Genomic DNA, 25,535 nt, shown 5'->3' on the forward strand with positions numbered 1-25,535 from the left:
CTACCGGTTCTAGACGCCATGCTTTACCACCGACCCGAACACGTTCACTGTCGTTCTTACCGCGTAAGAACGCGTCTCAGCGGCTGAGATCTGCCGGCCCCATATATACAGGTCACGCACTGAGTCCAATCTGTAGGAAGTGACCTCCCCATGTCAACCATTCCGACGGCGACGCGGAGGCGGGTGTTAGAAGCCCTGGGCGTCGGCACGGCCGCACTCGCGGGCTGTGCCAGCGCGCCAGGCGCAAAAGAGCAAGCGACCGAATCGGAGACGACTCCACAGGAGCCAGCTATGAACGCCGCACAACAGACCGACGTCGACCGTATTGCCGCGGACCCGACCGCGATCCCGGACCCCATCGACCGGTCGGAGCCAAAGACCGTGTCGGTCGAGATGACCACCAAAGAGCAGGTCGCAGAGATCGAACCGGGCGTCACCTACACGTACATGACGTTCGGCGACCAGATCCCCGGCCCGATGATCCGGGTTCGCCGGGGCGACACCGTCGAACTCACCATCACGAACGAGGAGGGGAACTCGATGCCCCACAACATCGACCTCCACGCCGTCCGCGGCCCCGGTGGCGGTGCTGAGGCGTCGATGGTCACGCCGGGCCAGACCAAGACGTTCCGGTTCAAGGCTACCTACCCCGGCGCGTTCATCTACCACTGTGCCGTCCCGAACCTCGATATGCACATCTCCTCGGGGATGTTCGGGATGATACTCGTCGAGCCGAAAGAGGGGCTCCCCGAAGTGGACCACGAGTTCTACTTCGGCCAGCACGAACTGTACACTACCGGCGACACCGGCGAGAAGGGGCACCACGACTTCGACATGGAGGCGATGGCGGCCGAAGAGCCGACGTACGTCCTGATGAACGGCGAAAAGTACGCCATCACGCCGGACCGACACGGTTCGCCGAGCATGTCGGTCGGCGACACCGCTCGCGTGTACTTCGTGACCGGCGGTCCGAACCTCGACTCCAGTTTCCACCCAATCGGGTCCGTCTGGGACGAGGTCTGGCAGCAGGGCTCTATCGCCGGACCGCCGAACAGGTACGTCCAGACCACGCCGGTCAAGCCGGGGTCCTGTGCCATCGCCACGCTCCACGCCGAGGTGCCCGGCCCCATCAAGCTGGTCGACCACGCGCTCTCCCGGGTCGCCCGCAAGGGCACGATGGCCATCATCAACCGCGAAGGGGCGGCAAACCCCGATGTGTTCGAACCGGAAGCCTGACCCGTTCAACGACGGAGCGCGCCACACTGTCTGTTCCCGGTTGGGCTTGATTACGCACAATACGGGCCGCTGCCGACTGTCGTTCTCGTCCGCGGTCGCTCGCGCGCACGCGGTTTCAATGAGGGACTTTTTAATGGATGGGGGCATAGTCCGGTTCAAGATGTTCAACGCCATCGTGAGCGCAGACACGCTCCAGGCGACTCTCGACTCTGTGAGCGTGCTGGTGGACGAGTGCAAGATCCACCTCGAAGAAGACGGGCTGGAAATCCGGGCAGTCGACCCGGCAAACGTTGGAATGGTCGACCTGCGACTCGACGCGGCGGCCTTCGAGTCCTACGAGACTGATGGTGGGCTCATCGGCGTCAACCTCTCCCGCCTCGAAGACATCGCCGGTATGGCCGACGCCGGCCAGCTCGTCCACCTCGATCTGGACGAAGAGACACGGAAGCTCCACATCTCTATCGACGGTCTCGAATACACCCTCGCGCTGATCGACCCCGACTCCATCCGTCAGGAGCCTGACCTCCCAGATCTGGACCTCTCGGCAAACATCGTCATCGAAGGGAAAGACATCGACCGGTCGGTCACCGCCGCGGACATGGTCAGCGACCACATCGCGCTGGGCGTCGACGCGACCGATGAGCTGTTCTACGTGGACGCCGAGGGCGACACGGACGATGTCCACCTCGAACTCACCCGCGACGACCTCATCGACCTCACGCCCGGGGACGCCCACTCCCTGTTCTCGCTGGATTACCTGAAGAACATGAACAAGGCCATCCCGAAAGACGCCGAGGTTGAGATGGAACTCGGTGAGGAGTTCCCCGTCAAGATGCACTTCAGCTTCGCTGAAGGCCAGGGCCGGGTCACGTATATGCTCGCGCCGCGCATCCAGAGCGAATAACGACGGATGGGGTCCGCGCCGCCGATTCCGGCCACCGACTGGCTGCCGAACGATTCCGAGACCGAGTCGCTCTCGCTCCCTGACGGTCGGCGGCTGGCCTACGCCACCTACGGCGACGCCGACGGCTATCCGGTCCTTTTCTGTCACGGTACCCCCGGATCACACGTCGCCGCACGGCTGCTCGCCGCGCCGGCTCGCGAACGCGGCATCAACCTCATCGCTCCGGACCGGCCGGGCATCGGGAACTCCGAAGACGCAGCTGTTACGTTCGAGGACTGGCCGGACGACGCCGCGAACCTCCTTTCCCATCTCGATGTCGACACGGCCGGAGCCATCGGTTTTTCCGGCGGCGGCGCGTTCGCGCTGGCCTGTCACCGACTGCCCGAGATACAGTGCGTTGCACTCCTGGGAAGCAGCGGCCCGCCGTCAGTCGGCGCGACAGGGCGCGTCCAGCAGTTTGTGGGAGCACTGTCCCGACACGCTCCGTGGGCGCTCGGGCGACTCTTCCGGCTGCAACGATGGTTCGCCCTCCGCCGGGACCCGTCCTACGCCGTCGGGTTCGTCGCCGAGGAGACGCCTGAAACGGATGCCCTGACAGCCGACGAGGTGGCTCGGGTCGTCCGTGCGGATATGCTCACGTCGATGGCACGCGGTCCAAGCGGGATCATCCGCGAGCAGCGACTCCTCTCACAGCCATGGCCGTTTGCCCTCGAAGACATTTCAGTGCCGGTTACTGTGTTTCAGGGGCAAAACGACGCCAACGTTGCCCCGGCGACGGGGACCGCCCTCGCACAGCAGCTTCCGGACGCCTCGCTCGAACGCGTCGACAGCGACCATCTCGGTACGTTGACAGCTGCTGGCGACGACGCGCTGGCCGCCGCACAGCGTCGCACGCGCGTCTGACGTACCGTTTTGTGGGCCGGGTGCCAACGGGCCGGTATGGAGAACCTCGGGGACGCGTACAGCAACCGGCGCTGGGAGGGGCGCGACCCTCGCCGCGTCGTTGCCGGTGCGACCCTGGGGGGTGTCGGCGCGCTGGCAGTGGTTGTGGCGATACTGCTGGTGACGACCCCGCTGTCGGCAGTCGTCGGCGCAACTGAACCCCACGCCGCCGAGAAGCTCGGCGGGACACTGGGTGGCCTTGGCATCCCCGCGATGTTTCTGAGTGTCGTCGCTGTGCTTCCCTCAAGCCGTCGTGAACAGAGTGGTGTCGCCGTCGGCGCGGTCCTCTGTCTGGTCGGAATCGGACTGTTTCAGGCCGCCTATCCCTACAACTGGACGGTCGGCGAGCAGACACTGGCCTTTGAGACGACGATGGCGTACTTTATCGGGACGTGCGTGGCGTTCTGGTTCGTCTTCACGGCGATGGCAAGCTTCCGGCGTCGCAACGACCCGCACGGAACCGTGAAGCTGGAAATTTCGCACAAAGGCGAAACTAAGACTGTGGAGGTGTCCCCCAAGGAATACAGGCGCTACACGCAGGCGGTTCGCGGCGACGGCGGCACAACCGACGAGGTCATTCAGGAACTGGAGTCGCGAATCGAAGACTGAGCGCTACTCGGCAGCCGTCGTTGTGCTGCCGCGCTGGTCCGACTCCGGCGTCGAGTCCCGGTCAGTTTCCTCGATTTCTGTTGTCTCGGCCTCGGTCTCTTCGTCGTCGGTATCGTCGCCGTCCGCCTCCGTCCCGTCAGCCTCGCCTTCCGCACCGTCGGTGCCGACTTCCTCTACAGCAACGTCCTTCCCGGCAACCCCGCTTTCCGAGATGACCGGCAGGAGGTTGTAGCCGCCGTTGCCCTTCTTGACGACGTTGATGTCGAAGACGAAGTCGACCGATTCGCCAGCGACAACTTCGAACGGCTTGGTCAACTGGAGCTTCTCGCTCGGAATCTTTACATCGACCGACTCGCCGTCGACGACCCCATCAACGGATTCGGCGTACAGTTCGATCTTGCTGTAGCGGCCCGCTTCGAGTTCACCATCGAGGACGCCGATGGCTTTGTCCCCGACGACTTCGGTAAGGTCGACGGTTGCGCCGTCGAGGTCACGAACCTCGAAGCCGCTGTCGCCTCCGTCGGCTTCCTCGTCCTCGCCTTCGGCTTCGGTTTCATCCTCTGCGTCGTCATCATCCGCTGTCTCAGTCGCTTCGGCCGTCTCTGCCTCGGTCGCTTCGGCCGTCTCTGTCCCGGTTGCTTCTGCTGTGGCCGTTTCTGTGGATTCGGTCTCGGTCGCGTCGTCGCCTTCGTCCGTCTCCTCGTCGCCCTTCGCGTGGAAGATGCGGGCTCTGGAGAAGGATACGTCGAGCGAATCGAAGTCACCGATAGCCGCGGGCTGGTCGCTGATTAGCAACCGGAACGTCCCGACGGTTCCACCGTCGTTCGTCATCGTGTTCTCGTCGGTTGAGTCGCCGTCGCTGGTGCCGTCACCGCTGGTCCCGTCACCGCTGCCTGAGTCGCTCGACCCGGAACAGCCTGCGAGGAGACCGACGCTGACGCCAGCGCCTGTCGTCATAAATCGTCGTCGCCTCATTGGCTCTCACCTGTGTGGTTGGTCGCCGTCGATACTGTCCGTGCTGTTACGTACGTATTCATTCTATAATCTGGGATGGTACTGGTGTGTATATGCCCCGCGATAGATCAAATCAGTGTACGCCTCTCTGAACGGAATGAACGGTCTGGCTGTATCTGAACGGTTTTACCCCCGACGCTCCACGACCTGATAATGGCAAACTCGAACGCGAAGGGCAACCGCCGCGAGCGCGAACTGGTCAACGCACTCGACGAGGCGGGCTTTGCGGTAATGCGCGCGCCAGCCAGCGGCAGCGCGACCGAGCGGGAACTGCCGGACGTGCTCTCGGGTGACGGCGAGACGTTCTACGCTATCGAGGCGAAATCCAGCGCCGGCGACCCCATCTATCTCACTGGTGAGGAGGTCGAGGCGCTGCTGTTTTTCGCCCGGAACTTCGGCGCGAAGCCGCGTATCGGCGTCCGGTTCGACCGCGAGGACTGGTACTTCTTCCACCCGGCGGACCTCCACACGACCGACGGCGGCAACTATCGGGTCAAGAAGGAGAAAGCCCTCTCCGACGGGACTGACTTCGATGAGTTCGTGGGCAACTCCGAGAAGGTCACGCTTGACGAGGTGGGCGACGACGGCCCCGACCAGAGCGTGCTGGACGTGCTGTCGGCCTTCGAGCGCGGCGATCTCGACAAAGAGGAAGCCGCAGCGATGCTGGAATAGCTGTTCACAGGCGTTTGATTACTGGGTCCCGCCGCCGACGAGTTCGGCGTCCTCGGCTCGGCGGAGTCGTGACAGCGGAAAGGCGTATTCTCGTGGCTCAGTCGCGCTGACGGCGTCGGAGAGATACGTCGCTAGCACAACGAGGTCGTCAGGCGGGTAGCCGTCGTTGGTGTCGTAGTCGGCGACTGTCCCGTCGGTCGCCTCGATGGTCCAGTCGTCGGCTGGCGTGTCGGTGACGGCCGTAACGACGAGGCTGTCGTCCGTCTCGCGGTCCCGCACGATATCGCCGGTTTCCAGTCGGCAGTTGCCACAGAGGTGTGGCGTTCCCGCGTCCGCGGCGACGAAGGTAACGGTGCCACAGGCGTCACAGACCGCCCGTTGCTTGCCGGGCGGTGCGACCCGCCGTGCGGTGATTTCGATGGCAACGCGCCGGAGGTGTTTGCAGTGCTCGCCGCGGATGCGGTTGTCCGGGCAGGAACAGGCGTGCTGTGCGATGTCGACGAGGTATGTGCTGTCGCTTTCCGTCGTCACGGCATACGTGCTGTCCGCTCGTGGGCGAACGGCCATGCGCTCGGTCCAGGCGCGGGCGGCCCGGTCCGGGAGGGAGCGGAGGTCCGGTGCAAGTGCGGTACTCTGCCGGTCGGCTGCTGGCTCGATGAGCGTCATAGGTGCGGACACGGCTGTATTTTCCAATGTGTCCAGTTGAAACGTAGGTGCTACACAGGCCTAAATGGCTCGGCCAGCGGGCTCCGGCGCTTCGATACCCTTTTTGCCGGCCCTGTGAAATCGCAGAGCATGGATACCGAGCGGGAGACGGTCCTGCAAATCGTCATCTCGGCGGTCGCCGTCGTGCTGTTCGTCGGCACAACTGTTACCGCCTCACAGATGTATCTGAGTGGGTCAACCGTAGAGCCAACGGGCGGCTATGCACTCATCGGCGCAATTGGGCTGTTCGTCGTGTTTATGACCGCTGCTGGCCTCTGGCTCGAACGCCAGCAGTTTTAGGCGTCAGCTTCTTCCTCGCCCTCGTCCTCGCGCCAGTCAACCAGTTCCTCCTCGTCGGTGTCGTCTAACTTCTGTTCGTAGTAGCCCATCGGGTGAGAAATCGCCTCACAGAGGTCGTCCATGTTGACACAGTCGCCGTAGGACTGCATGGTCGAACACGCCGGCGTCGAGTATTCCGTCGGGCTGGTATCCCCGCGGATGTGGTCGACCTGATAGCGGGTCGCTTCCTCGCCGAAACCGGGGTTGACCTGGAACAGGTCGACAATTTCGTCCGTCGTCATTCCGATGCCGACGAGGAAGGTCGCAATAGCAAACCGGGAGTGGTGTTCGAGGTGTTCGCCCTTCTGCACCTGATCGAGGAGGGACTTCATGCAGGGCGGGAACAGTTCCGGAACGACAGTGTCGATCTCGCGGGTGAGTTCCAGTTCCGAGAGCACTTCCTCTAACTGATCGACCTCCGCCGTCAGTTCGTCAGCGATCGCGTCCGGGACGGTGAACGGCAGGCCGTCAGTGACCCGATGGCGAATCGCCTGTTTTAACAGAACGTTCAGTTCCTCGGCGGTGACCCTGACCTCGCCGTCAGTCAGTGGCCGATTGACCAGCCGCCAGGAATCGCCCCGCTGGTCGGCCGCCAGGTCGAGATACGCGCCAACCTCGACGCGGTACCCGTCGCCAGCGTCGCTGACAGCGCTTGCAAGGTCGAACTCCCCGAGCAGTTCTGTTCGGTCCAGTGTCTCGCGCTGGGTCGATTTCAGCTCTGTCGTCGTCGCAAACTCCTCTGTAAACCGGTCGTAGGCCGCCTCAGCCTCAGCCTGTGCGTACTTCCGGGTGCAGATGTGGACGTCGACGAGCGACACCAGCACACGGGCGACCGGGTACGACAGCAGTTCGACGCGAGTCCGTCGATGTGGCTCCCCAACAGTCCCGTCTGTGATTGCCGATTCGACCCGCTCCAGCGCGCGCGCCGTGACCGTCTCGTTCGTGGCGACAATCTCGCCCAAATCCACCGCCGCGGCTTCGACGGCCTCCCGCGACCGCGCTAGAAAGGGGTAGCGTGCGTGGAGCGGTTCCATTGCCACCACCTTTCGGATGGGAGCGAATAAAATTGCCGTCACCGAGACGGTCGGTGTCGAATTCCCGACAGCGAGAGCGACCAGACCAGGGGGCTATACATATAGCCCAAGGCTGGACGCAGGTGAATACAGCTAGTAGATAGACGGATGCCTGCCACTCTCCAGTGTGCAAGTGTGGTAAGGACACGCGGGTCGGCGACGGCACTTGGTTCAGTCTGGGAACTGGACCGGTGCAGTCATTGCCGACGAGGTAACTGCCAAACGAGACGCGGAGCACACTGATGACGCACGAGCACGACACTAATTCACAAGAGGGCATTAGAGCGACATTCGAAGAGTACGACGTTGGCGTGGATACAGTCGCCCATATCGGCGACCCCGAGAACCCGTCTGCGTGGATTCAGTCGACGGTCTTTGTCGACGTAACCCAGTAGGACCAGTCGACAGTCGATCGGCGACACCAACGAAACAAGCTGTTTTGCGTCTGTATGGAGCGAGTATCCCCGCCCAGCCAATCGGTCGCGGTGGGCAACCCGTTTGCCGGGAAGTGGAGGCCGGTGTTTTGTGCCGACCTCAGAGGGATCGCTGTACCGTTTCCGTGGCACTCCGGACCACTGTCTCGGGCGGGACATCTTCAGTTACAGTGGTCCCAGCCCCGATGACGGCGTTTTCGCCGACCGTGACACCCGGGAGGACCACCGCACCAGCGCCGACGAAAGCCCCGTTCTCGAGGACGATTTCGTCGAGCGTGTCGTTCTGGAACTCCATGCCGGCGTCGGTGAGGTCGTGGGTTACGCCGACGATAGAGGCGTTGGGCCCGATCTGAACGGACTCGCCGAGCGTTGCGTTCTCAACGTAGACGTTTGCGTTGATATCAGTCGGGCCGTGGATGGTCGCCTTCTTGATCGAGGCCCCCTCGTAAATCTGGACGCCGTCGTCTATGTCGGCGTCGTGGATTGTGACGTATTCTCGAATCTCGACGGTGCCCAGTGTCGCATTCTCAATCTGAGCGGTTTCGTGGACAGCCATACCGAGACATCAGCGCCGACACTAATCATCGTGGTGACGAAAACCAGATATTTTAGCCACAACGCAAGAAAGCCACCCGATCGGTTATTCCGTGTCAATTCCGTCGGTCGCCGCTCGTAGTTTGGCGACCTTTCGCTACGCTCGGGGTCACCCTACGTCTCACGGCTTCGCCGTTCGGCGTGTTAGTGGTTCTCGCTCCGCTCGAACCACTCTATGTCCGCCACGGGTCGCTTCGCTCCCCGTTCCGGTGCGAGATTCTTCGCACCGCTCAGAATCTCGCTATGTCCCGTGCTGCCAGGAATCCATGTACTCGGCCTGCGTATCGGTCAGGGAATCGAAGTCGACACCCTCGGCGTCAAGTTTGATTTCCGCGACCTCCTTGTCGAGTCGGTCCGGGACAGCGTGGACACCGGCCTCGTAGTCGTCGCCGTTTTCGACCAGTTCGCGGACACAGACGGCCTGCACGCCGAAGCTCTGGTCCATCACTTCGACAGGGTGGCCCAGTGCGATAGGCGTCGCAAGATTGACCAGTCGGCCCTCGGCAAGCACGTTCAGGCGGCGGCCGTCGGCCATCTCATAGGTCTGGACCCCGTCGCGGGCCTCGTAGGTGTCGACAGCGAGGTCGGACAGCGCATCGAGGTCGACTTCCACGTCGAAGTGACCGGCGTTGGCGAGCAAGACGCCGTCCTGCATCGCTTCGAAGTGCTCCTCGACAATGACGTCGCGGTTGCCGGTGGTCGTGATGAACACGTCACCCTCGGCGGCGGCCTCGGCCATCGGCTTGACCTCGTAGCCTTCCATGTGCGCTTCGAGCGCGCGGCGGGGCTCGACTTCGGTCACAATCACGTCGGCGTTCTGACCGCTGGCTTTCTTTGCGACACCTTTGCCGCAGTCACCGTACCCGGAGACGACGACGGTCTTGCCGGCCCACGAGAGATTCGTCGTCATCGCAATCGAGGCCAGCGAGGATTCGCCGGTGCCGTGGACGTTGTCGAACAGGCGCTTCATCGGCGTGTCGTTGACAGCGAACACAGGATAGTCGAGTTCGCCGTCATCGTCCATCGCGCGCAGTCGGTGGACGCCGGTCGTCGTCTCCTCTGCCCCACCGATGATAGTGTCGATGAGTTCCGGATAGTCCTCGTGGATGGCCGCGACGAGGTCCATTCCGTCGTCGACGGTGATGGTCGGCTTGTGGCCGATGACAGCCTCGATAGCCTCGTAGTACTCCTCGTCGTCGACGCCGCGCTCGGCGTAGGAAGTGATGCCGTCGACGGCGTCGAGTGCGGCACTCACGTCGTCGTGCGTCGAGAGCGGGTTACAGCCGGTGATGGCGACTTCCGCGCCACCGACCGCGAGGATTTCCGCGAGAACAGCGGTCTTGGCTTCGACGTGCATCGCCATGCCGATGCGTTCGCCGGCAAAGGGCTGGTCGGCCTCGAACTGCTCGCGGAGCGCGCCGCAGATGGGCATATGCTGGATAGCCCAGTCCATCTTTCGGCGGCCGGAATCGCGAGCCTCGTCAAGGTCATCAAGTCGCTCCGAAATAGGCGTCGTCATGTCACAACAGAGGAAGAGAGTTCCTAAAACGCTACCGAAGCCGTTCAGTTACCGCGTTCGTCCGGCGGGCCGGCGTCGTCCGGTCGGCCGCGGTCGCCGTCGTCATCGTCGTCGCTATCGGTGTCGTCGTCAGCATCGTCGTCCTCGTCTTGCTCTTCTGACTCGTCTTGCTCTTCTGACTCGTCTTCCTCTTCTGACTCGTCTTGCTCTTCCGTCTCGTCTTCCGGTTCCTCGGTTTCGTTCTCGTCGTCTTCAGTTTCGTTCTCCACGTCGTCGTCATCGCGGTCCTCGGGTGGCCCAGCGTCTTCGGGCGGACCACGACGGTCGTCGTCCGTCTCGTTTTCGTCGTCCGTTTCATTCTCCGCGTCATCGCTGCCCGGACCGCGGTCTTCGGGCGGTCCGGCGTCCTCGGGCGGGCCGCGGCGGTCGTCTGTCTCGTTTTCAGTCTCGTTCTCGTCGTCACCGAAGATGTCCGCCGGCGGACCCTGTCGTTCGCTGGGGTGGGTCTCGTTGTCGTCGGACTCGTTCTCACCAGTGACGTGTGCGGGCGGGCCGGCGTGGTCCGGCGCGTTGCCGGGGTTGTTCGCCGTCACGAAACTGGCCACGGCCGGGCCGATACCACCGGTCCGGTTCTCGTCGCTCAACAGGTCGTTCACGTAGGCTGACACTTCGAGTCCAAAGGTGTCGAACTCGGTCACGTTGGTAGCGTTCGGCGCGACAGTCAGGTCCGCCGTCGTCGTCGCAGTGTGATTGTCGGCCGTCGCCGTCACGTCGACCGTCACGTTCTGCTCGGGGGCGGGCAGTCCAACCGTCCCGTTGCTGTCGGTCGTGTAGTTTCCGGTCCCAGCGTAGGAGGTGTTGTCAGCCGTCTCCACGGCAACTGAGGCGTTTTCGACGCCCGTCTCGTTCTGTGTGACCGATACCGTCGCGCTGCCGTCGTCAGCCTGTGAGACACCGACAGCGAGGGTGTTCCCTGCGTCGGTGTTACCGGCTGAGTCCGCAGCGGCCGCCAGTCCCGGACCGACGGCCAGCAATGTCAGTCCGACAGCGGCGTACAGTGCGAAGAGTTTGGTGCGCATCGTAGCCAATTGGTTCGCCGAGAGAGCGATAAACACCCCCTCTCGTTCAACCCGTTCAGGCCGTTTGCAGAGTCGACAACACCGACTGAGGAATAGTTATACAGTTTAAAGCCAGCTCTCAGCGTTTATTCCACCGGTTCAGTCACCGGCTCGTTCGACCAGCGAAGCCGCGTGCTCGCTGGCCCGTTCGCGGACGGCCTGCTCGTCGAACACCTCGACAGTGCGGTCGCGCATGAGCACCTCACCGTCACAGACCGTGTGGCGCACGTCGCTCCCGTGGACGGCGTAGGCCAGATGGGAGACGAGGTCGTGGGCCGGCGTCAGGTGTGGGGCGTCGAGGTCGATGACGGCCAGGTCCGCGTTCGCGCCGGTCTCGATGCGGCCGCTGTCGAAGCCCAGCAGGGCCGCACCGTTTGCGGTCGCCATTTCGACGACAGTGCCAGCATCGACCGCGCTGGCGTCGTCGGCCGCGAGTTTGCCGATCATCGCCGCGTCGCGCATCTCGTCGAACATATCGAGGTCGTTGTTCGAGGCCGCGCCGTCGGTGCCGATACCCACGGTAACGCCAGCGTCCAGCAGGTCCTGTACCGGGGCCATCCCGCTGGCGAGTTTCATGTTCGAGGCCGGGCAGTGAGCAACGCCGGTACCCGTCTCGGCCAGCAGGTCGATTTCACTGTCGTCGACGTGGACGCCGTGGGCCACGTACGTGTCGCCGTCGAGCAGGCCGATATCGTCGGCGTAGGCGAGCGGGCGCTGTCCGTGTTCGTCGACGATAGGCGTCACCTCATCGCGCGTCTCGTTGGCGTGCAGGTGGATCGAAAGGTCGTCCTCAAGCGCCTGTGGGACGAACTCGCGCAGGTACTCCTCGCCGACGGTCGTGAGCGAGTGCGGCTGAAACGTCGTCCGAACCCGTCCATCAGCCGCACCGTCGAGTTTCCGAGCCACGTCGAGGCTCTCTTCGAGGTCAGACCGCGCGGCCTCGTCATCCTTGCCGACGGTGACTGCAGTAAAGCCAAGCACTGCTCGCATCCCAGCTTGGTCGACTGCGTCCGCGATCTCCTCGACCTCGAAGTACATATCCGACAGCGCCGTCGTCCCCGACCGTATCATCTCGACCAGCCCGAGTTCCGCCCCGGCGCGGATGTCGTCGGCGGTCAGTTCCGCTTCGACGGGCCAGACGTCCTCCTGCAGCCAGGCGTCGAGGGGCTTGTCGTCAGCGAGGCCGCGAAGCAGTGTCATCGCGACGTGGGTGTGCGCGTTGACCAGACCGGGGATGACCAGCCCGTCGCTGGCGTCGAGTTCATCGTCGCCGTCCAGTGTGCCCGGGTCGTCGACAGCCACGATGTCGCCGCTGTCCTGTGAAACCAGTACGTCCGCACGCTCGACGGTCAGGTCAGGTCGGAGGACCTGTCCGCCGGTGACGAGAAGTTCGCTCATGGCGGTGGCTTCACAACCGCGGACCTTAGTTCGCCGGGTCCACGCCGCCGTCGTGTGGCGTGTTGCCACATCTATGTGCAGGTGTCGCAGTGACAGCAGTGCCTGTTCCGCAGGGGTCTTTCGGCTCCGGTGCGTTCAGGTGGGCAAGAGAATGGCGGCGGCAGAGCAACTCCGACAGCGGGTCAACGCCATGCGGCACGAAAGCCCAGCCCGAATGCTGCTTGCCGTTGCTGCCGGCTGGTTTCTCGTCCTCGGGATGCGGTTTGTGGTTCCTGCGGTCCTCCCGACGATACGCAAGGAATTCGTCATCTCGAACGCAGAGGCCGGGCTCGCGGTCACGGTGCTCTGGCTCACATACGCGGCGGTGCAGTTTCCGGCCGGGGTGCTGATCGACCGGATCGGGGAGCGGACACTACTGGTAGCCGCGGCGTTGCTGTCGGGCGTCGGGCTGCTGGGCTACTTCTTCGCGCCGGTGTTCTCGCTGTTCCTTATCGCAACGGGCGCGTTCGGGCTCGGGACGGGGCTGTACGGCCCGACCCGCGGGACCGCCCTCTCGCGGACATTTGATGCCCGCGAGGGGACCGCCTTCGGTGTCGTGATGGCGGCCGGCTCTCTCGGAGCGGCGGCACTACCCGCCATTGCCGCGTTCGTCACCACACGGTACGGGTGGCGGCTGGCACTTGCCAGCGCCGCCCCGCTGTTCATGCTTGTCGCCGGCGCGCTCTGGCTCTCGGTGTCGGACCGTCCGACCGGCGAGTCCGAACGGAGCCTCCGGCGGGACCTCCGAACGGTTCTCACCGGCCTTCGCAACCGCCGGCTCGTGCTGTCGGTTTCGGGCAAGACACTGATGCTGTTCGCCTTTCAGGCCGTGACAGCATTCCTCACCACGTATCTGGTCACGGTCCGGGGCCTCTCACAGGGAACCGCTGGGGCGCTTCTCTCGGTGCTGTTCGTCGGTGGCGCGCTCTCACAGACAGTCACCGGCCGGCTCGCTGACCGATACGGAACGCCAAGTGTTCTGACCGCTGTCGCGCTCGTCAGTACCGTTCCACTCGTGCTCATTCCGTCCGTCCGCGGCGTCATGCCGCTGGCCATCGTTTCCGGCGTCATCGGTGTTCGGATGAGTGTCGGCCCGCTGGCAAACGCCTACATCGTCGATACGCTGCCTGACACCGCCGAAGGCACCGGCTGGGGCCTGCTCCGGACCGGCTTCTTCGCGATCAGTTCGCTGGGCTCGACGGCTGTCGGGCTGCTCGCCGACCAGAATCTGTTTGCGCTCGCATTCTACGGTCTCGCTGGCCTGACACTGCTGGCTGCGGGTACCTTCGTTGTCCTCCCACGCCGGGACCGCCTGTGACGACTTCGCTCACAGACCCCGGCCTGAGGGGAAAGACAGTTGCCCCGCGGCCTGCCAGTAGGCGTATGCGAATCGCCGTCCCCAACAAGGGCCGCCTGCACGAACCAAGCGAGGAACTGCTCGAACGGGCCGGCCTCCATCTGGTCGACGGGGCCGACCGCCAACTGCACGCCGATACTGTCGATCCGGACGTGACCGTCCTGTACGCCCGCGCCGCTGACATCCCCGAGTACGTCGCGGACGGTGCTGCCGACGTGGGTATCACCGGCCTCGACCAGGTCCGGGAGTCTGACACCGACGACCTCGTCGAACTCCGGGACCTCGATTTCGGCCGCTGTCGCCTCGTTCTTGCCGCGCCTGAAGAGAGCGACATCGAGACCGTCTATGACTTTGAGGACGGCCGCATCGCCACGGAGTTCCCTAAAATCACCCGCCGGTACTTCGACCGGGTCGACGTGGATGTCGACGTGACCGAGGTGTCCGGCGCGACGGAACTGACTCCCCACGTCGATATCGCCGACGGTATCGTCGATATCACCTCGACCGGGACCACGCTCCGGATGAACCGGCTGGCTGTCGTCGACGAGGTGCTCGAAAGCTCCGTCCGCCTGTTCGCTCGTGAAGACACCGCTGACAACGAGAAGGTGAAGCAGGTCGACACCGCACTTGGCTCAGTTCTCGCCGCCGACGACAAACGCTATCTGATGATGAACGCCCCCGAGGATGCCCTTGATGACGTGAAAGACGTGCTTCCGGGCATGGGCGGTCCGACCGTGATGGACATCGCCGGTTCCGACCAGCTCGCCGTCCACGCCGTCGTCGAGGAGCGTGCTGTCTTCGAGACCATTAGCTCGCTCAAGGACGTGGGCGCGAGCGATATCCTCGTGACGGAGATAGAGCGGCTGGTTGAATAGTACTTTTTTACGTCACCCCCTCTCCTCGCGCGCTTTATGAGCGCGCTATGGGGAGCGGGTTCGCAAAAATCTACGCTACAAACGACCTCCGAGTCGCGGCCTGCGGCCGCGCTCGGAGTGAAACCGCGCCGAAGGCGCGGTATGCAGGCCGCGCTCCGCGCCCGCATTCGGCAGACACTCCCACCACAGTCCCGGCTCGGAGGGTCAGAAGAACATAAAAATGTTGTTCAGCGCGAACCCAAGCACCGCCGCAAACGCCAGATGCAGCGCCACGAGCGGGGCCGTCGAGCGGGTCGACAACCGATAGGAGAGGCTGATGGCGATCCCGTCAGCAACGAGAGTGAGCAACAGGACGACAGCGACGCCGAGGTCCGCCGAGACGACGCCGGACTCGACGCCCCAACGCTGGAGGATGAGCGAGACGATTGCCGGCGCGAGGGCCGCCTTTGCGGCGAGTTGGCTCGGCACGTCGCCGATAAAGAACGTCGCAGCCAGGTGGAGGGTCAGAGCGTAAAAGAGCCAGGTGACGAGGACGGTCACGAGGACCGCGAGGATACCACCGCCGGTCAGGCTAGAGAACCCGGACTGGAGCATACTCGGGGTTCGTCGGCCGCTCGCTTGTGCGTTTTGTTCCCGGGCGCGACCGGCACGCTCATAGCCGCTCGCCCACACCGCTCGGGCGTGTACGTCCTCGAACTTGGCGGGCAGGACGACGCGTTCGCGCGGCGGGAAGCCGCAAGCGCCGCGAGCGCCGTCGACGTGCTCGCCCCCGGACTGGCGACGGCACGGGGTATCAGCGACCGCGTTCGCCACCTCGCGTTCACCCACCGGGCCTGTGACCTGATCGGAACCTCGGACCCGGACATCGAAAGCGCCGCCGCGCTGCTATCGGCCGCGACCATCGACCGCGAAGGGAGCGTCGCCGTGCGCGCGGTCGACGTGCGAGCGAGCACCGGTATCGACACGCAACAGGCCGAGCGGACGCTGGGCGGCGTGCTCACCGACCGCGGCTTCGCCGTCGACCTCGACAACCCCGACCACGTCCTCTACGCCTATCTCTCGGACCCCGACGGCGACGAGGAGGGCGGGACCGGCGAGGCCTGCTGTGCGCTGGGCTGGCTTACCGCCGAGAGCGTGCGGGACTTCGGGGGCCGCCAGCCGACGGACCGTCCGTTCTTCCAGCCCGGCAGCATGGACCCGCTCGAAGCCCGCGCGCTGGTCAATATCGCCGGAGCCGGCCCGGACGCAACGATACTGGACCCGATGTGTGGCACCGGCGGTCTCCTGCTAGAGGCGGGGCTGGTCGGGGCCGACGTGGTCGGCGGCGACGCACAAGAAAAGATGGTCTCGGGGACACGCAAGAACCTGGCCTACGCACTCGACGGCGACGGCCACCCTGAGCGAGCGTCGTACCCGGACCCGGGCGAGTGGGGGGTGTTCCGCTCCGATGCGTCCGCACTGCCAGTGGCCGACGACACCGTCGATGCCGTCGTCTTCGACGCCCCCTACGGTCGTCAGTCCCGTATTGAAGGTGACCTGGCCCCGCTCGTGTCCGGTGCGCTCGGCGAAGCCGCCCGCGTCGCAGGGCGGTGCGTCCTCGTCGCCGACCGCGACTGGCGCGAGGCCGCGACCGGCGCGGGCTGGGCCGTCACTGACTACTTCAAGCGACGCGTTCACCGCTCGCTGGTCAGGCACGTCCACGTTCTTGAGTGACCATACGTTCACTTTCTCTGGACAGGTGTTGTCTTTTGTTCGGGTATGAGCAAAGTTTATGCCGTGACAAATGCTAATGAGTCACAAGTATGCCAACGTGGTCAGACCCCGCCCCATGCGACGACGACGAACAGCTGTTTGAATGCCCGGACTGCGGGAAGCGTCTCTGTAGCGAGCGCTCGACGGTCTCCTGTGGCCGCTGTGAGACAGAAATGCAGAACCTCAGCGTCCCTCGGCCGGAATAAAATCAGTCCGCGTTTTTGCTAGTTAGTTCGACACGAGTGCAATCGCTCGCTCGGCGTCGCCGTCCATCCGCTCCAGCAGCGACCGGACCCGGTCCCGGGCTGTGTCGTCGCAGTCGGCCAGCACCATTCCCTCGTCCGGTTGGCCGTACACGACACTGGCACCAGCAGGCGCGGCAAGCACTGCAGGGAGCGTAGCGAGGTCCTCCTCGCCGTCGACATCCAGAAGTGTCGTCTCGTCGCTGTCGAGACCGTCTCTGAGTGCAGCAAGCAGGTCTGCGGTGAGTGTCGCAGCCGGGTTGTCGACTGAGAGCGTCCGGTCGAAGCCGTCGATTGCCGCTGCCACGTCCGCGTCGACGGCCGAGCGCTTGGTCCGTTCGTCGACTAGCGCGAGGTCGGGCGTCCGCCCGGCCTCGATGAGGTGGTACGTGACCATGTCGCCGACGGCGATGATGGGGTCACCGGCGTCGGCCAGCAGCGCCGCTGTATCAGTATAAATCCGTCCGAGCGGCTCTTTCAGCTCGTGCCGCAAGTCACTCGGGAGTTCGAGAACGACGTCGGACACGTTAGCGGACTTTCAGCGCGTACTTGCCCGGCTCGGTCACTTCCATCTCCTCAGCGATGTCTGACCGCTCCGGGTGCGCGATGACGACGTAGCCGGCCCAGTCCTCGGTCAGTGCGGTGCCGCCGCAGGCCTCACACTGGCTTTCGATCTCCGCGCTCTGGACGCGGTGACAGTCGCGACAGACGAGTCGGTCCGCCATCAGCTATCACCGGCTTCCGCCGTGCCTTCACGGCGCTCGCGCTCCTCCTGGAGCCAGCCGTGCTTGCCCAGGCCGACCTGTTTCGCCGTCAGGCCGATCTTGGAGTCCCGCGGGTTGCGCTCGTCGATACTCTTGGTGACGATACGCGCCCGGACGGCGTCACCGACGGTGAGCGTCCGGTTGGACTCGCGGGAGGCGAGTTGCTGGTTCTCCTCGTCGTAGGCCAGATACTCGTCGGAGATCTGGGAGACGTGGAGCAGACCGTCGACCGGCCCGATGCCGATGAAGGCCCCGAAGTTGACGACCTCGACGACCTCGCCGTCGACCACTTCCTGCATCTGTGGGTCGAACGTGAGGGCGTCGAACTCGGCCTCGTAGTAGACGCCGGGCTTGTTCGGCAGCACGGCACCGGTGCCGATGTCGTGGACCTCGATAACGGAGACGACGCTGCCGACGTCTTCGTCCATTCGTCCTTCGAGCTTCTCTTGCAGGAGCCGTTTGACCAGCCCCGGACTGACCTCCGCCAGAAAGCGTGGCGGGACTTCGACCGTATCGCGTAGGCGTACCCGTTTATACATGTGTTATGGTTGAGTGATACCCAGTTTGTTCCGGCCCCTTAAACTAATTACTGGAACGCCCGCGTCCAGCAGGCGTCGTTTGAGGGGCCTGTCGTTCGTGACCGCGTGTGTCGCATCGTCTGTCTGTGCCAGTTCGAGGACGGCGTCGTCCGCGTAGTCCGCCGTCGTCTCCCGAATCGCACACCGGTCGAGCAGGTCCTGCCCGACAGAGGCGGCCGTCGCTTCCGCGCCAGCCCCATCGGCCAGTTTCGCCAGTTCGTCGCGGACGGCAGCGGGCGCGACGTAGTCCGTCGCGTCCGGCAGCACCCTATCGAGTTCCTCGAACAGGCGTACGTTACATTCGACCGGCATCATCAGCGCGTTCGTGTCCAGCACGATCATCACCGCAGCGTGCCGACACCGATGAGCCGCCACCGAGCGCCGACACGGCGGTTGATCGCGATCTTCGAGCCCGGCGCCGCACAGACCGGGCGCTTGAGCGCGACTTCACATTCGTCGTCGCGCGCGCTCGTGACCGACCCGACCGTGGTGGCGGTGCCGATAGTCAGCATGAGCGGTTCGCCGGTCGAGATTTCGTCGACCTCACCGCCATCGTCACCGACGATGCGTTCCAGCAGGTCCACGTCCATCGTGAACGTCTCGTGGACCGGCGGGAGGCTCCCGGGCGGCCCGGCGACCTGTCCGGCGAGCGCGTCGCCTTTGGTGATTGCGGGGTCGAGCCCGGTCCCGACGCCGAGCAGGCCACCCGGCGTGACCGTGTCCACGAAGTCGCCGCCGGACTGGAGCGAGCGGACCGTCGTCGTCACGGGCTGCCACTCCGTCTTGCCGCCTTCCTCGACCTCGCGGCCGGGACGGAGTTCGATCTCGTCGTCGGCGTCCAGTTGGCCGCCAACGAGCGACCCGCCAAGCACGCCGCCCATCAGGTCGTCCCAGGTCGTACCGGGACGGTTGATGTCGAACGAGCGTGCGACCATCATGCGGGCGTCCTCGTCCGGGTCCCGTTCCGGCGTCGGAATCTCAGACTGGACAGCCTCGATAAGCAGGTCGATGTTGGCCTCCTGGCCCGCGCTGATGGGGACAACCGGTGCGCCTTCGGCGACGGTGCCCTCGACGAACTCCTGAATCTGCTCGTAGTTCTGCATCGCCCGCTCCTCGTCGACAAGGTCAACCTTGTTCTGGGCAATGACGATGTTGTCGATGCCGATGATATCGAGCGCGCTCAGGTGCTCCTCAGTCTGGGCCTGCGGGACGGGCTCGGTCGCCGAGATGACGAGGACGGCCCCGTCCATGATGGCCGCGCCGGACAGCATGGTTGCCATCAGCGTCTCGTGCCCGGGCGCGTCCACGAACGACACCGTCCGGAGGTGGTCGGTGTCGACGTCGTGGTCGTCGCAGTGCTCGTCGACGGTAAAGGCCTCCGGCTCCTCGGCCTCCGGACAGCGACGGAACGTCGCGTCGGCGTAGCCGAGTCGGATAGAGATACCGCGCTTCATCTCCTCGGAGTGCTGGTCGGTCCATTCGCCGGACAATGCCTGTACGAGCGTCGTCTTTCCGTGGTCGACGTGCCCGACGAGTCCGATGTTCACCTCCGGTTGTTTGTTCGATGTCATTTCGAGAGTAATCTTGGTGGAGTTTCGCCGCGTGCAACTGATAAACCTACTGTTTGCGCCCCGCCGACCCCGGTTCAATCGCCGATTTGGTCCCTGCTGACCGCGGCAACGTCACTGGATTGCTCGGTATTGGCCCCGACATAGCGACGCGACCCCGTCACTGAGCGAGCAGCGGACTGTGCGAGTCGGGTGCTACGCCGGCTATCGCCATTGCGATACTGTCGGGGGCAGCAATCAGCCCATGCTGTCGCCCGTGACGAACCAGTCGAGCCCTGCTCAGTGAGCGGGACTGAAACGCTGAAGCGATCGTGTATCGTGGACATCTTCTGTCACCGGTATTACGTAACTGTGTTTCTGTGAACGCTTTTGTTTATGCAGGAACAGGTCAACGTACGATGCGAGTCGATGAGTCCCCCGAAACGGATGCCGACATTGACCCGGCGACGGCGTTCTCGGTCATCGCAAGCGAGACGCGTCTGGACATTCTGGAGGCGCTGTGGCGCACAGATGACCGACCAGTTCGCTTCTCGGAGCTGTTCGACGACGTCGAGCTAGCCGACAGCGGGCAGTTCAACTATCACCTGCAGGAACTCACCGGCCAGTTCGTCAGCCAGGGAGCCGACGGGTACGACCTCCGGTACGCCGGGGCGCAGGTCATCCGCGCGGTGCGGGCAGGAACGTTCACGCGGACACCCGACATCGACCCGTTCCCGGTGACCGGGGCCTGTACGCGGTGTGGCGGCGGTCTGCTGGCCGAGTACGCCGACGAGCAGTTCGCCATCGACTGCGAGGACTGCGGGAAGGCCCACGGCGAGTACCCGTTCCCGCCGGGCGGTCTGGTCGACCGGACACCGGCGGAAGTCGCGACGGCCTTCGCCGAGCGGGTGCGACACCTCCACTGTCTGGCCGCCGACGGCGTCTGCCCGGACTGCGCCGGTCGGATGGGGACGGAGATATCCCGCGATGGCGACTGCTGTCTCGACGTGTCGGTCCGCGCCGAGTTCGTCTGCGAGCGGTGTCGCCACGAACTCTGTTCGCCTGTCGGGCTGACGCTACTCGATAACTCCCGCGTTGCAGCGTTCTACGACGACCACGGCGTCGACCTGTCGAGTCGGCCTTACTGGACGCTGCCCTGGTGTGTCGACGACCAGTACACCAGTGTCGAAGCCACCGACCCGTGGCGGCTCGCGGTCCAGATTCCGCTGGCCGAAGCGGAACTGACTGCCTATCTGGACGGCAACCTCCAGCCGGTCGAGTTCGAGCGACAGGACTGCGGGCACTGAGCCGACCTGTTGGTCCTGTGGGGGTACGCTGTTTTTCCGCTGACTGAAATCGTTTTCAGGAGATCCCCGATGCGTGTCTCCCGCAGAAATATCATTCAGATTATACTTATCGGCGTTCGGGACCATTGTTTCACTGTAATGTACCAGCCTGCGCCCTACGCTGACCCCGAGCTGTACAGGCCGACGTATCCACCCCTGACCGGCCGTTCCCTGCTGGGAGTGCTGACTGTCTACCTCGGCTTGCTGACGCTACTCTCACAGAGTCCGGTCCTCGCGCTGGCGGCGCTGATCTGTTTCTTCGTCGCCAGCCGGTAACCGGGCGCGGGGCTTTTGCCCGTCCCAGCCCTGCCTCCGGTCGTGCGGGAGTTCGACTTCGAACTGGCGCTGTGTGCCCATCTTGAGCGCGAGGGCCGTCTGGTAAGCCGGCAGCTCGGCGGCGCTGTCCACGGCCGGCGCGTCCTCGACACCGTCGTCGTTGAGCCGGGTCCTGAACTCGACGAGCGGGCGGCCATCACTCCCGAACGGCTGCCGACGGCGGCCATTGAAAGCGACGTTGGCCCAGGTCGGGCGCGGTACTGGAAGGACGCCTTCGACTGTCACCCCGACCGCGCCGAGCGGGCCGTCAAACTGGCCGCCGAGCGAGGGTTTTTCGAGCGGGAGCGTCGGGGTGGCCGGACATACGTCCGACAGACGACGCGATATCCCGACTGGTTCGGCGAAATCGTCGCCATCGAGAACAAGCCCGACCTGAGTCGCCCCGGCGATCTGGAATCACAGTTGCGGACCGACGTGTCGCTCGCGCTCGCCAACCGCGTCGTACTGGCGACGGCGTCCTACGTTACCGGGGCGCACCTCAACCGGATTCCCGAGGAAGTCGGCGTCTGGCGGTTCGACGCCGACAGCGGAACGATAGACGTCCGTCGAGAGGCGACACCACTGTCGACAGACGACGCCGGCGTCGAACTCCTTGCGGAGCGGCCGGTCCAGACGGACGTGCGGATGGTCGGCGCTTCGGAGAAGGCCCGCGCGCGTCGGCAACTAGCCGAGCGAGCGTACGGCAAGGGATGGCGGAGTTTCGACTACCCAGCATGTGAGCGCTGTTCACCCGACAGTGACGGAATTCCGTACTGCCAGTGGAAGGACCGCGCTGTCCGCGAAAGCGACGACTGCGGCCCGGACTGCGGTGGGCACGAGGCGGCCGACCCGCCGGCCGTCGACGGCGACTCACTCCGGGCCGAGCGGACGCCGTGGCAGGCAGACCCCGACGGGCGCAGGCGTCGCCAGTCGGGACTGGATCGGTTCGGATAGCCACGAGAAGTTGTCACCGCTACCGGGTGTCGTCCGTCGAGGGGGTGTCATCGGGAGGGGAACCGCCGTCGCCAGCGGTCGGGCGGCCGTGCTGTTCGTAGTTGTCTTCGGTCACCGCCGGTGCTTCGGTAGCGACTTTGGCCGCGTGTTTCGTTCTGGCCTGATAGTTCGCCGCGGCCGCGATACCGACACAGGTGACCAGTCCCACCACCAGCACCCAGTCGATACTGCCCACGATACCCTGCTGGACGGCGATTGCGAGGACGCCGCCAGCCAGCGACAGCCCACCGACCTCCGCGATGCCGCGCCTGTCCATACAACGGCATTAGCTGCCATGGCCTATAATCTACGGTCCGTTTCACCCAGCCGAATCCGGGTCAGAGCGTGAACTGCTCGCCGTCGAGTCCGATGTCGTCGGCGAAGGCCCTGTCCGCGGGGACGTAGTGTGCGGTGTGGACGATACGGTAGTCGTCGGCCTCGATGTCGGCAGCGAAGTCCCGCGCGCCGGGCAGGGTCATGTGTTTCGTGCCAAAGGTCCGCGGCACGCCGTCCTCATTGTGGTGCGTGCCGCCTTTCGGGTGGTATTCGCAGGCCTCCGGGTGAACGATGCCCTCGACGAGCGCGAGGTCGGCCCCGGTCAGCACGGATTTCGAGCGGTCGGGCACGTCATAACAGGTGTCCCCGGAAATCGACAGCACTGCACCGGTCTGTGGTTCCTCGATGCGCAGGCCGTAACACAAAAGCGGCGGGTGCGTGACCGGGACGAGCGTCACCTCGAAGCCGGCGACGGTGAACGGCTCGAGCGGCGTCTGTGCGTGGACCGATACCGTGTCAAGGTAGTCATAGCGGCTCCGGACGGCCTCAGCGACGCTCTCGTCAGTCACCGGGTCCGTCTCGTCGGCGGCGTGGACCGGCAGTTCGTCGAACAAACGGTAGGCATTGCCGAGGCCATCGAGGTGGTCAAAGTGAATGTGGGTAATGATAGCCGCGTCCGGCAGCGGGACCGACTCGCGGAGGAACTGGTGACGGAAGTCCGGACTCAGGTCGACCAGCAACGACTCGCCGGTTGCATCGTTCTCTACGGCGACGGAGAAGCGCGACCGTTCGACCCCGCCGGTAGGGTCGATGCCGCGCTCGCGAACACTGGCCCGGAGTTCCTCGTCAGGGTCGCGCGCCCGTTCGCACGTGTCACAGTCGCACTGGACAGTCGGCGTCCCCGTCGTGTCGCCGGTCCCAAGCAGCGTGACCTCCATTACCGGTCCTTCAGAGTGCGACCCGCCTAAGCCCCTCGCTTTCGTTACTGGCTATCGAACAGGTTCGCCGGGTCGATGCCCTGTCGCTCCATCGTCGCCACCAGCAGGGACTGGGCGCGTTCGTCGGCGAGGTCGTCGAACAGACACTCGAAGAATCCCTCAAGTAACTCCGGGCGGATGCGCAGGTCGACGTACTCGACTTGCTTCTCGGCGATAACCACGTCTACGTCCCACTCGCCTTCCTGCGGGTCAGTCATGCGAACGTCAACCCACGACTCGGCGGGGTCGTCTGTCTCGGTGAATACGCTGTCGTCAGCCATGGCTACCGAATGGTTCCTGCATTGATAAGTAAATCGCTCATACCGATAGCCAGAACGGGTGCCTGAGCGGGTAAGCAATCGCTCAGTGGTCGTGGTCGTGGTCGCTGCCGCCGTCGCCGGAGAAGCCGCCGCTCCCGGCGACCAGCGCGTCGGCGTCGCCGTCCATCATGTCCATGTTCTTGAGGTTGTCCCGCTCCTCGAAGTCGATGATGGCGTCTTCGAGGTCCTGTTGTGTGAGCGTCGTCCGCTCCTCGGTCAGAGCATTGAGCACGGCCTCACGGAGCACGAGCCGAAGGTCGCTGCCGGTCAGCCCCTCGGTGAGGTCGGCCAGTGTCTCCGGGTCGAAGTCGTCGATCTCCATCTGCTGGGTGACGATACGGAGGATGTCCGCGCGCATACCGCTATCCGGCTTGGGGAAGTTGACGATTTCGTCGAAGCGCCGCCAGGCGGCGGCGTCGAGCTGGTCAGGGTGGTTCGTTGCGCCGATGAGCAACACCTCGTCCTGAATAAGTGAAATCTCGTCGATGCTCTTGAGGAGGGTGTTGACGGCGCGCTTGATCGCGGCGTGTTCGTCGGAAGAGCGGGTCTTGGCGACGAAGTCGAACTCATCCATGAAGAGGATACACGGCGAAAGCCGCTTTGCGACCTCGAACACCTTCTCGACGTTCTTGGCCGTCTCGCCGAGGTACTGGCTGGTGATCATCGAGAGCTTCACTTCGACAAAGGGGAGGTCAAGGTCATGCGCCAGCGCGCGGGCGACGCTGGTCTTGCCGGTCCCCGGCGGGCCGACAAAGAGGAGTTTCCCGATCTCGCGCAGGCCGATCCGGGCAAGGTAGTCGCGGTGTTCGATGGCCTTGACGATCTTCTGGATCTCGTCTTCCTGGTCAGTGGTCAACACCAGGTCGGCAAGCGTCATTTCCACCTCTTCGGGGGCGCGCACATCGACCAGGTCGAGCATCTCCTCGTCGTCCTCGTCGTCGGTGTCGAACGCCTCCTCCAGTTTAGCGTCGATGAACGCGCGGTCGGCGCGCGACGGTCGGTTCTGTTGGCGGGCCCGCTCGTAGTCAGCGCCCTCGACCTGGTCCTCGAAGGCTTTCGCCAGGACCGGGTTGTCTTCGAGGTCCGAGGCGTCGACCCGTTCGAGGAACCACTCCTCGGCGAGGTCGCGGTCCGTCATGGAAATACTCCCCGAGAAATCGTCGCGGTCGGTGAACATCAAGCCGGAGATGGCCGCCCAGGGCCGCTCGACACCGGTGGCCTCGCTCGCGGTTGAGTTGGTGACCGACAGCGGCCGTTCGATCTCGCCGTCGCTCCAGAAGACGGACCGGTACGAGGCCGGCAGGTCGTCCGGCTCAAGGTCCCGCCGCTCGCTGTAAATAGTGGCCGTCAGCAGAAACTCAACGACATCCAGTTCCGGATTGCTCATTCCCACTGATGTTACCACGCAACCGGTATAAGTCACTCGAAGCCCCGATGGCCGACACCAAGGTAATATACCACCTCTGTGTGTTTCAAACATGGCAGCTGATAACACATTACTCGCAGTGTATCGGAGCCGCATCGGCGAGCCGACGACCGACGACGAGGCCTACGGGTACTGGCTGTTTGTCATCGGCATCGTACTCGGAATCGTCGG

Annotated in this window: 31 protein-coding genes; 14 read left to right on the forward strand and 17 right to left on the reverse strand. The window is 64.3% G+C overall.

The features are described from left to right. The first annotated feature begins 150 nt into the window (after nt 1-150). The 4 genes from nirK (at nt 151) to G9463_RS11690 (ending at nt 3,691) form a co-directional block, all read left to right on the forward strand. Nucleotides 151-1,236, forward strand: coding sequence for a copper-containing nitrite reductase (gene nirK, locus G9463_RS11675; RefSeq protein ID WP_165896799.1), 1,086 nt, complete (start codon nt 151-153; stop codon nt 1,234-1,236). 160 nt (nt 1,237-1,396) lie between these two features. Next, nucleotides 1,397-2,140 carry a DNA polymerase sliding clamp gene (locus tag G9463_RS11680; protein WP_007187874.1) on the forward strand — a complete coding sequence of 248 codons (744 nt, stop codon included), beginning with the start codon at nt 1,397-1,399 and terminating at the stop codon, nt 2,138-2,140. Nucleotides 2,141-2,146: 6 nt separating this feature from the next. Then, nucleotides 2,147-3,043: an alpha/beta fold hydrolase gene (locus tag G9463_RS11685; RefSeq protein WP_165896800.1), complete on the forward strand. Its 897-nt coding sequence runs from the start codon at nt 2,147-2,149 to the stop codon at nt 3,041-3,043. A 36-nt stretch (nt 3,044-3,079) separates the two neighbouring features. Continuing rightward, nucleotides 3,080-3,691 (forward strand): hypothetical protein, encoded by a 612-nt coding sequence (locus G9463_RS11690; protein WP_011224468.1) that lies wholly within the window; start codon nt 3,080-3,082, stop codon nt 3,689-3,691. Nucleotides 3,692-3,694: 3 nt separating this feature from the next. Here G9463_RS11690 and G9463_RS11695 read toward each other — a convergent pair whose 3' ends face one another. After that, nucleotides 3,695-4,648 carry a DUF4382 domain-containing protein gene (locus tag G9463_RS11695; protein WP_165896801.1) on the reverse strand — a complete coding sequence of 318 codons (954 nt, stop codon included), beginning with the start codon at nt 4,646-4,648 and terminating at the stop codon, nt 3,695-3,697. 210 nt (nt 4,649-4,858) lie between these two features. Here G9463_RS11695 and hjc point away from each other — a divergent pair, with 210 nt between their 5' ends. Beyond that, complete coding sequence (gene hjc / locus G9463_RS11700; RefSeq protein WP_165896802.1) at nt 4,859-5,377, forward strand: Holliday junction resolvase Hjc; 519 nt, start codon at nt 4,859-4,861, stop codon at nt 5,375-5,377. A gap of 18 nt (nt 5,378-5,395) precedes the next feature. On the opposite strand, the gene G9463_RS11705 is transcribed toward hjc, so the two are convergent. Further along, nucleotides 5,396-6,043 (reverse strand): SWIM zinc finger family protein, encoded by a 648-nt coding sequence (locus G9463_RS11705; protein WP_165896803.1) that lies wholly within the window; start codon nt 6,041-6,043, stop codon nt 5,396-5,398. A 129-nt stretch (nt 6,044-6,172) separates the two neighbouring features. Between G9463_RS11705 and G9463_RS11710 the strand changes: the two genes are divergently transcribed. Then, nucleotides 6,173-6,382 carry a hypothetical protein gene (locus G9463_RS11710; RefSeq protein WP_165896804.1) on the forward strand — a complete coding sequence of 70 codons (210 nt, stop codon included), beginning with the start codon at nt 6,173-6,175 and terminating at the stop codon, nt 6,380-6,382. Here G9463_RS11710 and priL read toward each other — a convergent pair. After that, nucleotides 6,379-7,455 carry a DNA primase regulatory subunit PriL gene (gene priL, locus G9463_RS11715; protein WP_165896805.1) on the reverse strand — a complete coding sequence of 359 codons (1,077 nt, stop codon included), beginning with the start codon at nt 7,453-7,455 and terminating at the stop codon, nt 6,379-6,381. The two genes, G9463_RS11710 and priL, sit on opposite strands and share 4 nt — an antisense overlap. A gap of 281 nt (nt 7,456-7,736) precedes the next feature. Between priL and G9463_RS11720 the strand changes: the two genes are divergently transcribed. Then, nucleotides 7,737-7,889, forward strand: coding sequence for a hypothetical protein (locus G9463_RS11720; protein ID WP_004960429.1), 153 nt, complete (start codon nt 7,737-7,739; stop codon nt 7,887-7,889). A 139-nt stretch (nt 7,890-8,028) separates the two neighbouring features. Here the strand turns inward: G9463_RS11720 and G9463_RS11725 are convergent, their stop codons facing one another. The 4 genes from G9463_RS11725 to G9463_RS11740 form a co-directional block, all read right to left on the reverse strand. Beyond that, nucleotides 8,029-8,484 (reverse strand): DapH/DapD/GlmU-related protein, encoded by a 456-nt coding sequence (locus G9463_RS11725; protein ID WP_165896806.1) that lies wholly within the window; start codon nt 8,482-8,484, stop codon nt 8,029-8,031. A 279-nt stretch (nt 8,485-8,763) separates the two neighbouring features. Continuing rightward, nucleotides 8,764-10,041, reverse strand: coding sequence for an adenosylhomocysteinase (locus tag G9463_RS11730; protein ID WP_004960433.1), 1,278 nt, complete (start codon nt 10,039-10,041; stop codon nt 8,764-8,766). Between the two features lie 44 nt (nt 10,042-10,085). Next, nucleotides 10,086-11,120, reverse strand: a complete 1,035-nt coding sequence (locus tag G9463_RS11735) for a hypothetical protein (protein ID WP_165896807.1) — start codon at nt 11,118-11,120, stop codon at nt 10,086-10,088. Between the two features lie 138 nt (nt 11,121-11,258). Then, nucleotides 11,259-12,557: an amidohydrolase gene (locus tag G9463_RS11740; RefSeq protein ID WP_165896808.1), complete on the reverse strand. Its 1,299-nt coding sequence runs from the start codon at nt 12,555-12,557 to the stop codon at nt 11,259-11,261. Between the two features lie 214 nt (nt 12,558-12,771). On the opposite strand from G9463_RS11740, the gene G9463_RS11745 reads away from it, so the two are divergent. Both G9463_RS11745 and hisG read left to right on the forward strand, forming a co-directional pair. Further along, on the forward strand, nt 12,772-13,914 hold the full coding sequence (locus G9463_RS11745; RefSeq protein WP_165896813.1) for an MFS transporter: 1,143 nt from the start codon (nt 12,772-12,774) through the stop codon (nt 13,912-13,914). 65 nt (nt 13,915-13,979) lie between these two features. Beyond that, nucleotides 13,980-14,828, forward strand: coding sequence for an ATP phosphoribosyltransferase (hisG, locus tag G9463_RS11750; protein WP_004960442.1), 849 nt, complete (start codon nt 13,980-13,982; stop codon nt 14,826-14,828). Between the two features lie 204 nt (nt 14,829-15,032). On the opposite strand, the gene G9463_RS11755 is transcribed toward hisG, so the two are convergent. Further along, entirely contained in the window at nt 15,033-15,422 is a 390-nt protein-coding gene (locus G9463_RS11755; protein WP_004590159.1) for a hypothetical protein, read from the reverse strand. Between the two features lie 87 nt (nt 15,423-15,509). Between G9463_RS11755 and G9463_RS11760 the strand changes: the two genes are divergently transcribed. Continuing rightward, nucleotides 15,510-16,541 (forward strand): TIGR01177 family methyltransferase, encoded by a 1,032-nt coding sequence (locus G9463_RS11760; RefSeq protein ID WP_127013892.1) that lies wholly within the window; start codon nt 15,510-15,512, stop codon nt 16,539-16,541. 89 nt (nt 16,542-16,630) lie between these two features. After that, nucleotides 16,631-16,786 carry a rubrerythrin-like domain-containing protein gene (locus G9463_RS11765; protein ID WP_004960444.1) on the forward strand — a complete coding sequence of 52 codons (156 nt, stop codon included), beginning with the start codon at nt 16,631-16,633 and terminating at the stop codon, nt 16,784-16,786. Between the two features lie 22 nt (nt 16,787-16,808). Here the strand turns inward: G9463_RS11765 and G9463_RS11770 are convergent, their stop codons facing one another. The 5 genes from G9463_RS11770 to G9463_RS11790 are packed head-to-tail and all read right to left on the reverse strand — an operon-like array spanning nt 16,809 to nt 19,735. Further along, nucleotides 16,809-17,348, reverse strand: a complete 540-nt coding sequence (locus tag G9463_RS11770; RefSeq protein ID WP_121302114.1) for a GTP-dependent dephospho-CoA kinase family protein — start codon at nt 17,346-17,348, stop codon at nt 16,809-16,811. A gap of 1 nt (nt 17,349) precedes the next feature. Further along, on the reverse strand, nt 17,350-17,547 hold the full coding sequence (spt4, locus tag G9463_RS11775) for a transcription elongation factor subunit Spt4 (protein ID WP_004960449.1): 198 nt from the start codon (nt 17,545-17,547) through the stop codon (nt 17,350-17,352). Next, the gene (locus G9463_RS11780) at nt 17,547-18,125 is read right to left on the reverse strand and encodes a DNA-directed RNA polymerase (RefSeq protein ID WP_004516007.1); all 579 of its coding nucleotides are present in this window, start codon (nt 18,123-18,125) and stop codon (nt 17,547-17,549) included. The genes spt4 and G9463_RS11780 overlap by 1 nt, the downstream gene beginning before the upstream one ends. Nucleotides 18,126-18,128: 3 nt before the next feature. Further along, nucleotides 18,129-18,506 carry a twitching motility protein PilT gene (locus tag G9463_RS11785; protein WP_165896809.1) on the reverse strand — a complete coding sequence of 126 codons (378 nt, stop codon included), beginning with the start codon at nt 18,504-18,506 and terminating at the stop codon, nt 18,129-18,131. Beyond that, the gene (locus tag G9463_RS11790; protein ID WP_121302115.1) at nt 18,506-19,735 is read right to left on the reverse strand and encodes a translation initiation factor IF-2 subunit gamma; all 1,230 of its coding nucleotides are present in this window, start codon (nt 19,733-19,735) and stop codon (nt 18,506-18,508) included. Before G9463_RS11790 ends, G9463_RS11785 begins: the two co-directional genes overlap by 1 nt. 395 nt (nt 19,736-20,130) lie before the next feature. Here G9463_RS11790 and G9463_RS11795 point away from each other — a divergent pair, with 395 nt between their 5' ends. The 3 genes from G9463_RS11795 (at nt 20,131) to G9463_RS11810 (ending at nt 22,326) form a co-directional block, all read left to right on the forward strand. Next, the gene (locus G9463_RS11795) at nt 20,131-21,018 is read left to right on the forward strand and encodes a helix-turn-helix domain-containing protein (RefSeq protein WP_165896810.1); all 888 of its coding nucleotides are present in this window, start codon (nt 20,131-20,133) and stop codon (nt 21,016-21,018) included. A 138-nt stretch (nt 21,019-21,156) separates the two neighbouring features. Then, nucleotides 21,157-21,333, forward strand: coding sequence for a hypothetical protein (locus G9463_RS11800; RefSeq protein ID WP_004960459.1), 177 nt, complete (start codon nt 21,157-21,159; stop codon nt 21,331-21,333). A 42-nt stretch (nt 21,334-21,375) separates the two neighbouring features. Beyond that, nucleotides 21,376-22,326 carry a DUF5787 family protein gene (locus tag G9463_RS11810; RefSeq protein ID WP_165896811.1) on the forward strand — a complete coding sequence of 317 codons (951 nt, stop codon included), beginning with the start codon at nt 21,376-21,378 and terminating at the stop codon, nt 22,324-22,326. 19 nt (nt 22,327-22,345) lie between these two features. Here the strand turns inward: G9463_RS11810 and G9463_RS11815 are convergent, their stop codons facing one another. The 4 genes from G9463_RS11815 to G9463_RS11830 form a co-directional block, all read right to left on the reverse strand. Then, entirely contained in the window at nt 22,346-22,642 is a 297-nt protein-coding gene (locus G9463_RS11815) for a hypothetical protein (protein WP_004960466.1), read from the reverse strand. 61 nt (nt 22,643-22,703) lie between these two features. Next, nucleotides 22,704-23,579: an MBL fold metallo-hydrolase gene (locus tag G9463_RS11820; protein ID WP_165896812.1), complete on the reverse strand. Its 876-nt coding sequence runs from the start codon at nt 23,577-23,579 to the stop codon at nt 22,704-22,706. Nucleotides 23,580-23,623: 44 nt separating this feature from the next. After that, nucleotides 23,624-23,899: a hypothetical protein gene (locus G9463_RS11825; RefSeq protein WP_004960471.1), complete on the reverse strand. Its 276-nt coding sequence runs from the start codon at nt 23,897-23,899 to the stop codon at nt 23,624-23,626. 82 nt (nt 23,900-23,981) lie between these two features. After that, a complete protein-coding gene (locus G9463_RS11830; RefSeq protein WP_049939060.1) occupies nt 23,982-25,325 on the reverse strand; it encodes an ATP-binding protein in 1,344 nt (447 codons plus the stop codon). Nucleotides 25,326-25,535 lie beyond the last annotated feature (210 nt).

Source organism: Haloarcula sp. JP-Z28 (assembly GCF_011440255.1).
GTDB classification, from domain to species: domain Archaea; phylum Halobacteriota; class Halobacteria; order Halobacteriales; family Haloarculaceae; genus Haloarcula; species Haloarcula marismortui.

Bases quoted from the DNA above. Each gene is read 5' to 3' on its own strand.
- G9463_RS11705 (WP_165896803.1), bottom strand. From the start codon at position 6,043: ATGACGCTCATCGAGCCAGCAGCCGACCGGCAGAGTACCGCACTTGCA.
- G9463_RS11765 (WP_004960444.1), top strand. From the start codon at position 16,631: ATGCCAACGTGGTCAGACCCCGCCCCATGCGACGACGACGAACAGCTG.
- G9463_RS11785 (WP_165896809.1), bottom strand. From the start codon at position 18,506: ATGATCGTGCTGGACACGAACGCGCTGATGATGCCGGTCGAATGTAAC.
- hjc (WP_165896802.1), top strand. From the start codon at position 4,859: ATGGCAAACTCGAACGCGAAGGGCAACCGCCGCGAGCGCGAACTGGTC.
- G9463_RS11710 (WP_165896804.1), top strand. From the start codon at position 6,173: ATGGATACCGAGCGGGAGACGGTCCTGCAAATCGTCATCTCGGCGGTC.
- G9463_RS11730 (WP_004960433.1), bottom strand. From the start codon at position 10,041: ATGACGACGCCTATTTCGGAGCGACTTGATGACCTTGACGAGGCTCGC.
- G9463_RS11725 (WP_165896806.1), bottom strand. From the start codon at position 8,484: ATGGCTGTCCACGAAACCGCTCAGATTGAGAATGCGACACTGGGCACC.
- spt4 (WP_004960449.1), bottom strand. From the start codon at position 17,547: ATGGCGGACCGACTCGTCTGTCGCGACTGTCACCGCGTCCAGAGCGCG.
- G9463_RS11755 (WP_004590159.1), bottom strand. From the start codon at position 15,422: ATGCTCCAGTCCGGGTTCTCTAGCCTGACCGGCGGTGGTATCCTCGCG.
- G9463_RS11695 (WP_165896801.1), bottom strand. From the start codon at position 4,648: ATGACGACAGGCGCTGGCGTCAGCGTCGGTCTCCTCGCAGGCTGTTCC.
- G9463_RS11685 (WP_165896800.1), top strand. From the start codon at position 2,147: ATGGGGTCCGCGCCGCCGATTCCGGCCACCGACTGGCTGCCGAACGAT.
- G9463_RS11815 (WP_004960466.1), bottom strand. From the start codon at position 22,642: ATGGACAGGCGCGGCATCGCGGAGGTCGGTGGGCTGTCGCTGGCTGGC.
- G9463_RS11720 (WP_004960429.1), top strand. From the start codon at position 7,737: ATGACGCACGAGCACGACACTAATTCACAAGAGGGCATTAGAGCGACA.
- G9463_RS11740 (WP_165896808.1), bottom strand. From the start codon at position 12,557: ATGAGCGAACTTCTCGTCACCGGCGGACAGGTCCTCCGACCTGACCTG.
- G9463_RS11800 (WP_004960459.1), top strand. From the start codon at position 21,157: ATGTACCAGCCTGCGCCCTACGCTGACCCCGAGCTGTACAGGCCGACG.
- G9463_RS11795 (WP_165896810.1), top strand. From the start codon at position 20,131: ATGCGAGTCGATGAGTCCCCCGAAACGGATGCCGACATTGACCCGGCG.
- G9463_RS11780 (WP_004516007.1), bottom strand. From the start codon at position 18,125: ATGTATAAACGGGTACGCCTACGCGATACGGTCGAAGTCCCGCCACGC.
- hisG (WP_004960442.1), top strand. From the start codon at position 13,980: ATGCGAATCGCCGTCCCCAACAAGGGCCGCCTGCACGAACCAAGCGAG.
- G9463_RS11745 (WP_165896813.1), top strand. From the start codon at position 12,772: ATGCTGCTTGCCGTTGCTGCCGGCTGGTTTCTCGTCCTCGGGATGCGG.
- nirK (WP_165896799.1), top strand. From the start codon at position 151: ATGTCAACCATTCCGACGGCGACGCGGAGGCGGGTGTTAGAAGCCCTG.
- priL (WP_165896805.1), bottom strand. From the start codon at position 7,455: ATGGAACCGCTCCACGCACGCTACCCCTTTCTAGCGCGGTCGCGGGAG.
- G9463_RS11820 (WP_165896812.1), bottom strand. From the start codon at position 23,579: ATGGAGGTCACGCTGCTTGGGACCGGCGACACGACGGGGACGCCGACT.
- G9463_RS11830 (WP_049939060.1), bottom strand. From the start codon at position 25,325: ATGAGCAATCCGGAACTGGATGTCGTTGAGTTTCTGCTGACGGCCACT.
- G9463_RS11680 (WP_007187874.1), top strand. From the start codon at position 1,397: ATGTTCAACGCCATCGTGAGCGCAGACACGCTCCAGGCGACTCTCGAC.
- G9463_RS11735 (WP_165896807.1), bottom strand. From the start codon at position 11,120: ATGCGCACCAAACTCTTCGCACTGTACGCCGCTGTCGGACTGACATTG.
- G9463_RS11790 (WP_121302115.1), bottom strand. From the start codon at position 19,735: ATGACATCGAACAAACAACCGGAGGTGAACATCGGACTCGTCGGGCAC.
- G9463_RS11690 (WP_011224468.1), top strand. From the start codon at position 3,080: ATGGAGAACCTCGGGGACGCGTACAGCAACCGGCGCTGGGAGGGGCGC.
- G9463_RS11825 (WP_004960471.1), bottom strand. From the start codon at position 23,899: ATGGCTGACGACAGCGTATTCACCGAGACAGACGACCCCGCCGAGTCG.